At 43.4% G+C, this 9,285-nt stretch carries 8 protein-coding genes; all 8 read right to left on the bottom strand.

Going from position 1 to position 9,285, the window contains the following annotated elements:
- Positions 1–3: 3 nt before the first annotated feature.
- Complete coding sequence (locus tag B7721_RS02400; RefSeq protein WP_000466705.1) at positions 4–762, bottom strand: isoprenyl transferase; 759 nt, start codon at positions 760–762, stop codon at positions 4–6.
- Between the two features lie 206 nt (positions 763–968).
- A complete protein-coding gene (locus B7721_RS02395) occupies positions 969–1,553 on the bottom strand; it encodes a nucleotidyltransferase family protein (RefSeq protein ID WP_084877323.1) in 585 nt (194 codons plus the stop codon).
- Complete coding sequence (ruvB, locus tag B7721_RS02390; protein WP_084877322.1) at positions 1,534–2,532, bottom strand: Holliday junction branch migration DNA helicase RuvB; 999 nt, start codon at positions 2,530–2,532, stop codon at positions 1,534–1,536. Before ruvB ends, B7721_RS02395 begins: the two co-directional genes overlap by 20 nt.
- A 589-nt stretch (positions 2,533–3,121) precedes the next feature.
- Positions 3,122–3,538: a GNAT family N-acetyltransferase gene (locus B7721_RS02385; RefSeq protein ID WP_084877320.1), complete on the bottom strand. Its 417-nt coding sequence runs from the start codon at positions 3,536–3,538 to the stop codon at positions 3,122–3,124.
- Between the two features lie 11 nt (positions 3,539–3,549).
- Positions 3,550–4,245 carry a GNAT family N-acetyltransferase gene (locus tag B7721_RS02380; RefSeq protein WP_084877319.1) on the bottom strand — a complete coding sequence of 232 codons (696 nt, stop codon included), beginning with the start codon at positions 4,243–4,245 and terminating at the stop codon, positions 3,550–3,552.
- 109 nt (positions 4,246–4,354) lie between these two features.
- A complete protein-coding gene (leuS, locus tag B7721_RS02375; protein WP_084877317.1) occupies positions 4,355–6,856 on the bottom strand; it encodes a leucine--tRNA ligase in 2,502 nt (833 codons plus the stop codon).
- A 157-nt stretch (positions 6,857–7,013) separates the two neighbouring features.
- A complete protein-coding gene (locus B7721_RS02370; protein ID WP_000049280.1) occupies positions 7,014–7,709 on the bottom strand; it encodes a histidine phosphatase family protein in 696 nt (231 codons plus the stop codon).
- Between the two features lie 236 nt (positions 7,710–7,945).
- Positions 7,946–9,283 (bottom strand): PFL family protein, encoded by a 1,338-nt coding sequence (locus B7721_RS02365; RefSeq protein ID WP_084877315.1) that lies wholly within the window; start codon positions 9,281–9,283, stop codon positions 7,946–7,948.
- Positions 9,284–9,285 lie beyond the last annotated feature (2 nt).

The raw sequence follows: 9,285 nt of genomic DNA, 5'->3' as shown, positions 1-9,285 counted from the left end.
CTCCTAAACTCCTCCAAAACGGCGATTGCGATGGTTAAAAGCAGCAATAGCTTCCTGCAAGGCGGCTTCATCAAAATCAGGCCACAAGGTATCCGTAAAGTAAAGCTCACTATAGGCTGCTTGCCATGGCAAGAAATTACTTAAACGCAACTCACCACTCGTACGGATAATCAAATCAGGATCCCGCAAATCCTTTGGCAGGTGTTGCGTAAAAAGATAGTCCCCAATCATATCTTCTGTAATGTCACCAGGGTTGATTTTAGCATCTAGAACATCCTGAGCCAAGCCCTTAAGAGCCTGCGTAATTTCAGCACGACCACCATAATTGAGTGCAAAATTGAGAATCAAGCCCGTATTGTTCTTGGTCAACTCCTCTGCTTTTTTCAAAGCTTCAAAAGTCGGCTTAGGCAAACGGTCCGTCTCCCCAATCATCTGAATCTTAACATTATTTGCGTGCAATTCAGGGACATAGTTATCATAAAATTCGACTGGCAAGTTCATGATAAACTTGACTTCTTGATCTGGGCGTGTCCAATTTTCCGTTGAAAAGGCATAAACCGTGATGACCTTAACTCCCATCTTGTTAGCTGCCTTGGTCACCTTTTGGAGGGCTTCCATCCCCGCCTTATGACCAAAAACCCGTGGTTGCATCCGTTTTTTAGCCCAGCGGCCATTCCCATCCATGATGATGCCAATATGAGCAGGAACCTGTGTTGGAACCTCGACTTCTACAGCTTTATCTTTCTTAAAAAATCCAAACATGTTCTTATTCCTATTCAAAAATCTATCGTTTCATTATACCATATTTCCCTATTTTCTTCTATTGCTAAGTTATTAGCTCTCCGTAAAGACAAAAAATAAGCCGCCTGATTGGGCGACTTAGTTTTATAGGGAGATTATTATGAAAAAGTTTTAGGAGTTTAAGTTAAGTTCCTCTTAACTTATGAACCTAGTATACCGTCCCTAACTTAAATTTTTCTTAAGTTTTTTGAGAAAGTCAGATTTTTCCATTTTTCTTGCCAATTTTTCTTAGATAAGCGTTCTTGATAGAGCTTCATTCGGTCCTCATTCTCTAAAAAATAAGGAGTCGGAGAAACTTGAAACTTTAAAATATCCTCTATACCATAAGGCGCAAAGAGCTCCAAAGTTGCGTCGACATGCAAGCGGAGTCCTATCGCCGTACAGCGTTCGGGATACTTACTCATGGCATCACGAGAACTCGTGTAAGGCACAGTATGAGGACTGTGCAGATGCATATAGACCTGATTTTTCAACTCCCACTGATACTGAGGATAATCTTCTCTTAGCTTTTTCTCTAGGGATACTGTTTCCTCATAAGAAACATCTGGATCAAAGAAAATCACATCCACATCCGTCTCACTATCAAAAGGCGATTTGTCTGACAAGAGATTCCAGATGAAATTCCTGACAGAACCTGCTGCCAACCACGAGTCTTTCAGATCAAGGTCACGAATGATGGTCAGAATGGTCATCATATCCGGATTTTCTCTGAAAGCATCTAGAATTTCTTGCTCATTTTTCACTGTATTCATAGCCTAAATGCTCATATGCCTTAGCAGTCGCCACCCGTCCAGAACGAGTTCGCATGATGAAACCTTTCTGAATCAGGTAAGGTTCGTACATATCTTCGACTGTCTCACGCTCTTCAGCGATATTAACCGAAAGGGTACCTAGACCGACAGGACCACCACCATACATCTCAATCATGGTCCGAAGGATTTTTTGGTCCACATAGTCCAAACCTTCATGGTCTACATCTAACATGGTCAAAGCCTTATCGGTAATAACATCATCGATAACCCCATTCCCCATAATCTGGGCAAAGTCGCGCACGCGCTTGAGGAGACGATTGGCAATACGAGGAGTTCCTCGACTGCGTAAGGCCAGCTCAGCAGCTGCCTCATGGGTGATTTCCATCTCAAAAATATCTGCTGTCCGCTCAACAATCTCTGTCAAGTCAGCGTGGGCATAGTATTCCATATGACCTGTAATCCCAAAACGTGCCCGCAGAGGATTTGAGAGCATCCCCGCACGTGTCGTCGCACCAATCAAGGTAAAAGGTGGCAAGTCCAAATGAACACTGCGACTGCCCTCTCCAGCCCCAATCATGATATCAATGTAGAAGTCCTCCATGGCACTATAGAGCACCTCTTCCACCGACATGGGTAAGCGATGAATCTCGTCAATAAAGAGAACGTCTCCAGGCTCCAAATCATTCAAAATCGCTACCAGATCACCCGCTTTTTCGATAACAGGACCAGACGTTTGCTTGAGATTGACTCCCAGTTCATTGGCAATAACAAAGGCCATGGTTGTTTTCCCGAGACCTGGAGGACCAAATAAAAGAACATGGTCCAGTGCCTCATCCCGCATTTTTGCTGCCTCAATAAAGATTTGCAGCTGATCCTTGACCTTATCCTGACCGATATATTCACGTAAATATTGGGGACGGAGGGTACGTTCTACTAACTCCTCATCCCCCATGATCTCATTGTCTAAAATTCTACTCATGGCTCTATTATATCAAAAATCCAAGCCACAAACAAAAAAGCCACCTGATTGGGTGGCCTCTTTAGGGAGATTATTATGAAAAAGAAAAGTTTAGGATTTCATTAAATAAAGGGTACTCAATGAAAATCGAAATCAGACTAGGCAGATAGACGCAAGCATAACTATAGTTAGCTAAGTCGACTCTAACGAAGGTTGGTGAGATTTTCGAAGAGTATTAGGAGGTCTTTATTTAATGGTTATATAATACAAGATGAATCTTAAAGCTAACTTAACTTTTTCTCTGATTTATCATTTTTTAAAAAATTTTTTTCAAATGGATTTTTCCTCTCCAAGTCATAAAAAAGCCACCTGATTGGGTGACTTCTTTAGGAGATTATGATGAAAAAGAAAAGTTTGGGATTTCATTAAATAAAGGGTACTCAATGAAAATCGGAATCAGACTAGGCAGATAGGCGCAAGCATAACTATAGTTAGTTAAGTCGACTCTAACAAAGGTTGATGAGATTTTCGAAGAGTATTAGGAGGTCTTTATTTAATAACTATATAATACACAAGGAGACTTAAATTTTACTTAAGAAAAAATATTTTTTTATCTTTTTCGATCCACCCAAATCATGCCTGTACAATCATAAGTAGATAAGGTTTCAAATCCCAGAGATCGATAGAATCCCAAGGTTTTTTCTGTCTGATCGGTCACTAGTTGGACTTGATAGGCATCTTTGTAATCACCTAAAGTCTCTTTCATCAAGTCGCTACCAATCCCTTGGCGTTGATAGCTAGGCAAAACGATCAAATCCTGGACAAAAATCGATGAAAAACCATCTCCGACTAAACGGACCAAGCCCACCACAGCATCACCATCAAGTGCTAGATAAATCGCTAATGAGTGAGACAAGGCCTTCTCCAACATCTGAGGTTGATGTGTATAATTTGTCCATCCAACTGCCTGATAGAGATGCAAAACATCCTCTAGCTTGACGATTTCTTGCTTTCTAATAGTTATCATCCCAACACCTCTTAGAATTCTCTCAAGCTCTTGTACTGCCGTCCATTTTTATCAAAATTTTCAGGAGCCAACCATGTTTCCAAACGAACTTTAACTTGAGGCCAGTCCTTATCAATCATAGCGAGCCAATCCGTATCCCTCGTGCGCCCCTTATAAACGACTGCCTGACGGAAGGTTCCTTCATAAACAAAGCCCAAACGCTCCGCGGCTCGTCTGGATGGGAGATTTAGAGCATCGCATTTCCACTCATAGCGACGATAGTTAAGCTCCTCAAAAACATAGCGAGCTAGGAGATATTGAGCTTCTGTTCCTATCCTCGTCCCCTTAAGAGCAGGAGAAAAAGTGACGGCACCCACTTCTATTACTCGGTTATTCTGGTCAATGCGCATGAGAGAAAAAGTTCCCAAGGCCTTACCAGTTGCCTTGTCTATAATCGCATAATAAAAACGATCCTTACGAGCCAACATCTGATTTAAAACGGTAACCAGTTCCTCCATATCTGCCACTGGTTCCTGAAAGAGGTAGGTCCACATCTCCCGAGGCGTATCAGGACCATAAACAGCTAATAAATCCTCCGCATGCTTTTCTACCGAAAGAGACTCTATCCGAGCGTAGCACCCTTCTAAGAAATCAATGGAAGGCAATTCTCCTGGAGTATAACCTTCCATTGACTCACCAATTATCTGACCATATTCGTTTACTGACATTGTTTTCTCCTTGATTCACTTTTCAAACTTTATAATTGCACATAGTATATCATACTTTCATGAAAAAATTCAAAAAATCCTCCAGATTCTACTCTGAAGGATTCCTATCTTATTTCACAACGATATTAACGAGCTTGTTAGGTACCGCAATCACTTTCACGATTTCCTTACCGTCAATCTCTGCTTTGACTTTTTCATCCGCTAGAGCAATTTCTTGCAATTCTTCGCGTGACAGGTCTTTAGCGACCATGAGTTTGGCACGGACTTTTCCTTTGATTTGGACGACGATTTCGATTTCGTCTTCAACCAATTTGCTTTCGTCCCAAGTTGGCCAAGCCACGTAAGAGATGGATTCACCTGTTGCTGTAACTGTTTGCCAAAGTTCTTCTGCCAAGTGAGGTGCAAATGGGGCAATCAATTGGATAAAGCCTTTGGCGTAGTCCACATAGAGTTTGTCTTCCTTGTTAGCAGCGTTGACAAAGACCATAAGTTGGGCAATTGCTGTGTTGAATTTCATGGATTCGATTTGCTCAGTTACAGCCTTAACAGTTTCGTTATAGACCTTGTCAAGAGCACCATTGTTGTCCGCAACGATTTCTTTACTTGTAATCAAACGGTAAACACGGTCGAGGAATTTACGGCTTCCTTCCAGACCTTCTTCTGACCAAGCGATAGAGGCATCGAGTGGTCCCATGAACATTTCATAGACACGAAGGGTGTCAGCGCCGTATTGTTCCACCACATCGTCTGGATTGACAACGTTCTTGAGTGATTTAGACATCTTGGCTGGTGCTTGCTCCAACTCTTCTCCTGTTTCCACATGGAAGAAAGAACCGTCACGTTTTTCAACCTTATCAGTCGCTACAAGAGCTCCACGGTGGTCACGGTAGCTTGTTCCCAAAATCATTCCTTGGTTAAAGAGTTTTTGGAATGGTTCTTTAGTTGGAACAACACCGAGGTCATAGAGGAATTTATGCCAGAAACGAGCGTAAAGTAAGTGAAGCACGGCGTGCTCTGCACCACCCACGTAGATATCTACTGGCAACCATTGTTTGAGGAGGTCCTCATCAGCCAATTTCTCAGTATTGTGCGGGTCAATATAGCGGAGGTAGTACCAGCTTGAACCAGCCCATTGTGGCATGGTGTTGGTTTCACGACGACCTTTGACACCATCTTCACGCGTCACTTCAAGCCAGTCGGTCAAGTTAGCCAATGGGCTTTCCCCTGTACCTGAAGGGCGGATGTCCTTGGTTACTGGCAAGACAAGTGGCAATTCATTTTCAGGAACAGCCGTTGAAGTTCCATCTTCCCAATGAATGATTGGGATTGGCTCCCCCCAGTAACGTTGACGGCTAAAGAGCCAGTCGCGGAGACGGTAGGTAACCTTCTCTTGTCCACAACCTTTCTCTTCCAACCAAGCCACAATCTTAGCAATAGCGTCTTCTTTGTTCAGTCCATCAAGGAAGTCTGAATTGACATGAAGACCATCTTCTGTGTAGGCAGCTTCTGCTACATTTCCACCTTCAAGCACTTCTACGATTGGAAGGTCAAATTGTTTGGCAAATTCCCAGTCACGTTGGTCGTGGGCAGGAACAGCCATTACCGCACCTGTACCATAGCTAGCAAGAACATAGTCGGCAATCCAGATTGGGATTTCCTTGCCATTGACAGGGTTGATGGCATAAGCGCCCGTCCAAACCCCTGTTTTTTCCTTGGCTAGATCGGTACGAGCCAAGTCAGACTTGAGACTAGCTTGGTGTTTGTAGTCCGCAACTGCATCAGCTTGCTCTGAGCTTGTGATGGCATCTACTAGTTCATGCTCAGGAGCCAAGACTGTGAAGGTCGCACCGAAAAGAGTGTCAGGACGAGTCGTAAAGACTGTGAATTCCTTGTCTGTTCCCTTAACTTTAAAGGTTACATTGGCACCAGTTGATTTACCAATCCAGTTGCGTTGCATATCCTTGATAGACTCTGGCCAATCCAACTCATCCAAGTCGTTAAGCAAGCGCTCTGCATAGGCCGTGATTTTAAGCATCCATTGGCGCATTGGTTTGCGGACAACTGGATAGCCCCCACGTTCAGAAGTTCCGTCAGGCAGGACTTCTTCGTTGGCGATAGCTGTTCCCAATTCTTCTACCCAGTTTACTGGTACTTCGGCTTCATAGGCCAAGCCTTTTTCGTAAAACTTGGTGAAGATCCACTGAGTCCATTTGTAGTAGTTTGGATCTGTTGTGTTGACTTCACGGTCCCAGTCGTAAGAGAATCCAAGCGCATTGATTTGACGTTTGAAGTTGGCAATGTTTTCTGCTGTAAATTCTGCCGGGTCATTCCCCGTATCCATAGCGTATTGCTCAGCTGGCAAACCAAAGGCATCCCAACCCATTGGGTGAAGGACATTGTAACCTTGGGCACGTTTGTAACGGCTAAGGATATCAGTCGCTGTATAACCTTCTGGGTGTCCTACGTGCAATCCAGCTCCTGAAGGATATGGGAACATGTCGAGAGCATAAAACTTCGGTTTTGATGCATCTGTTCCTGTCTTAAATGTATGATGTTTCGCCCAGTAGCCCTGCCACTTAGGCTCAATTTCTTTATGATTGTAAAAACTCATGGTCTCTCTCCAATTTTGTGATGTTACTATTATACCATTTTTGAGGGAATTTGAAAGACGAGAAATGTTCTTTTAGACTTGGATAACAAGAAATACTGAGTCGCAAATCCAACTTATTTAACAGGAAAAAAAGTTAGCTCCTAATCGGAGCTAACTTCTATTGATTATTTGTCTCTTCCATCTTCTCACGTCCCAGTTCTCGATAGCTACGGTCGCCAACAACTTCTACACTAAACTGGCCATCCTCATATTCAAGGATCGTCACGCTACCATTATCTAGACCATGCGGATGCATGCCATTGATTAGATAAACAATGGTACCAATGGTCATTCCATGGCTTACGACGAGAGCATTGCCCCCACCTTGTTCTTCCATTTCTTTGGCAATCGCTTCAAAGCCTTCCTTGATTCGACCACTGAGTTTTTCCCAACCTTCAGCCCAGCCTGCTGTATCAACCTCTACCAAACCTTCTGCTAGTTCTGCATAGGACAACTGATGAACATGGTCTACATTGAAAATTCTCGGAATCAATCCCATAAAGAGGTCCCCATCATAGGCTCCATCAAAACTACCAAAGCACCACTCTCTGATGCGCTTGTCCATGCGGTAAGGGATTTTCCCCTGCAGGCCAAGTTCTTCTAGGATAATTCCCATGGTTTGAATGGTGCGCCCTGAATCACTGGAATAAGCGCGGTCAAATTGTAAACCAGACTCTCTCAAGCCAATTCCCAGTTCATGGATTCCCAACTCACCTTCTGCAGTCAGAGGTGTATCACTCCATCCTTGAGCACGTCCAATGGTGTTAAACATCGTTTTCCCATGACGGACCAAGTACAATCTTACTTTAGACATTTTCTATCCTCCATTTTCTTCTATTATACCATGGATCAAAGAAATATTCGGCTTTCAAAAGCAAAGCCAACATTTGTAAATTATCCAAAAGAAAAGCTACCCTCATGGTAGCTTCCCTAGGAGATTATTATGAAAAAGTTTAGGATTTCTATTAAATAAAGTTAGGAGGTCTTTATTTAATGATTATAGTATACACAGTCATCCTTAAACTCAACTTAAATCCTCTCTCTTTTTTATTAATTTTTAAAACTATGGATTGGAGCTGGGATTTGCCCACCGCGAGAGATGAAATCAATAGACGAAGCCCCGTTGACCTTCATAACTGGAGCTGTCCCTAGCAAGCCACCAAACTCAATCATATCGCCTTCTTTGCCCTTTGGAATAATACGAACAGCCGTTGTTTTCATGTTAATAACACCAATTGCCGCCTCATCCGCAATCATAGCTGCAATGGTTTCAGCAGGCGTATCTTCCGGAATGGCAATCATATCCAGCCCAACAGAACAGATAGCCGTCATGGCTTCTAGTTTCTCTAAATTCAGAGAGCCATCTTGTACCGCAGCAATCATCCCCTCATCTTCAGAAACGGGGATAAAAGCACCTGACAAGCCACCGACTTGGTTACAAGCCATCACTCCGCCCTTCTTAACTTGGTCATTCAAAAGAGCGAGGGCAGCCGTCGTCCCATGCGTACCAACTGTTTCTAGGCCCATTTCCTCAAGGACACGAGCCACAGAATCGCCAACTGCAGGAGTTGGTGCCAAGCTTAGATCGACAATTCCAAAGTCAACACCCAGTCTCTCGCTGGCCATCTGACCAACTAATTGACCGATACGAGTAATCTTGAAGGCCGTTTTCTTGACTGTTTCCGCTACTACATCAAAGCTCTGTCCACGAACTTTTTCCAAGGCACGCTTGACCACACCAGGACCCGAAACCCCGACATTGATGATAACATCTGCTTCGCCAACACCATGAAAGGCCCCTGCCATAAAAGGATTGTCCTCAACAGCATTAGCAAATATGACCAACTTGGCCGCACCCATATCTGACAACATAGCTGTTTCCTTGATGATACGTCCCATATCAGCGACCGCAGTCATGTTGATACCTGATTTAGTTGAGCCAATATTAACGGACGAACAGACCTTATCTGTCTCAGCTAGAGCGCGGGGGATAGAATTGATGAGAATTTCATCTCCTTTTTGGTAGCCTTTTTGTACCAAAGCTGAGAATCCACCAATAAAGTCAACACCAATCTCCTTGGCAGCCTTGTCAAGTGCTTTTGCCAAAACAACATAGTCTATCGCATCAGTCGCAGCACCAATTAAAGAAATCGGAGTCACCGATACCCGTTTATTAACAATAGGAATCCCTAGTTCCGCAGCAATTTCATCTCCTACAGCTACTAGATTTGCAGCTTTAGTGGTGATTTTTTGGTAAATCTTTTCAGCAGCACGATTGATATCTGGATCAATACAGTCCAATAGAGAAATCCCCATGGTGATGGTTCTGATATCGAAGTTCTGCTCTTCGATCATGGCAATGGTTTCCGTAACTTGTCTAATATCCATGA

The sequence above is a fragment of the Streptococcus oralis subsp. oralis genome (genome assembly GCF_002096445.1).
GTDB classification, from domain to species: domain Bacteria; phylum Bacillota; class Bacilli; order Lactobacillales; family Streptococcaceae; genus Streptococcus; species Streptococcus oralis_N.
The sequence above is the reverse complement of the archived record's forward strand: the minus strand, read 5'-3'. Positions and strand labels throughout refer to the sequence as shown.